This is a genomic window from Methylomonas rosea, from assembly GCF_024505055.1.
GTDB classification, from domain to species: Bacteria; Pseudomonadota; Gammaproteobacteria; order Methylococcales; family Methylomonadaceae; genus Methylomonas; species Methylomonas rosea.
This window is the reverse complement of record NZ_JANIBL010000148.1, coordinates 1-1,180: the sequence shown is the minus strand read 5'-3', so window position 1 is coordinate 1,180 and position 1,180 is coordinate 1. Positions and strand designations below refer to the sequence as shown.

General features: G+C 51.6%; 1 protein-coding gene. It reads right to left on the bottom strand.

The features are described 5' to 3' along the window. Window positions 1–1,180: elongation factor Tu (gene tuf, locus NP589_RS21545; RefSeq protein ID WP_256608808.1), on the bottom strand; the 1,180-nt coding region annotated here is incomplete at both ends.

Here is a 1,180-nt window from a genome sequence, read left to right as displayed (position 1 = left end):
ATAATAGAAGCAACAACACCCGCACCGACGGTACGACCACCTTCGCGAATCGCAAAACGTAATCCGTCTTCCATCGCAATCGGTGAGATTAGTTTTACGACAACAGAAATGTTATCGCCAGGCATCACCATCTCCACGCCTTCTGGCAGATCGACCGCACCGGTCACGTCTGTGGTTCTGAAGTAGAACTGCGGACGGTAGCCATTAAAGAACGGGGTATGACGACCACCCTCTTCTTTGGACAGTACGTAAATCTCCGCTTTGAAATGCGCATGCGGCTTGATGGAGTTAACGTGCGCCAATACCTGACCACGCTCTACGTCGTCTCTTTTGGTACCACGCAACAGTACGCCGACGTTATCACCCGCCTGACCTTGGTCCAGCAGTTTGCGGAACATTTCAACACCGGTGCAGGTGGTTTTGACGGTATCTTTAATACCGACAATCTCGACCTCTTCACCGACTTTGATGATGCCACGCTCTACACGACCGGTTACTACGGTACCGCGACCGGAAATCGAGAATACGTCTTCGATAGGCATCAAGAATTTGCCGTCGATCGCGCGCTCTGGTTCTGGAATGTAACTGTCCAGCGCCTCAACCAAGCGAACTACGGATTGTACACCGATTTCGCTTTGTTCGCCTTCTAAAGCTTTCAAGGCAGAACCAACGATAATGGGCGTATCGTCGCCGGGGAATTCGTATTGATTCAACAACTCGCGAATTTCCATCTCGACCAGTTCGATCAGTTCAGCGTCGTCCACCATGTCTGCTTTGTTCAAGAACACGACGATGTAGGGAACACCGACTTGACGTGACAACAGGATGTGCTCGCGGGTTTGCGGCATAGGACCGTCAGCGGCGGAGCAAACCAGAATGGCGCCGTCCATTTGGGCAGCACCGGTAATCATGTTTTTGACGTAGTCAGCATGACCCGGGCAGTCAACGTGGGCATAGTGGCGGTTGGCTGACTCATACTCCACGTGCGAGGTAGAGATGGTGATACCGCGCGCACGTTCCTCTGGGGCGTTGTCGATTTGATCAAAAGCCTTAACTTCGCCGCCTTGCAGCTCAGCCATTACTTTTGTTAATGCCGCTGTCAATGTGGTTTTGCCGTGGTCAACGTGACCTATGGTGCCAACGTTTACGTGCGGTTTCTTTCTTTCAAATTTTTCTTTAG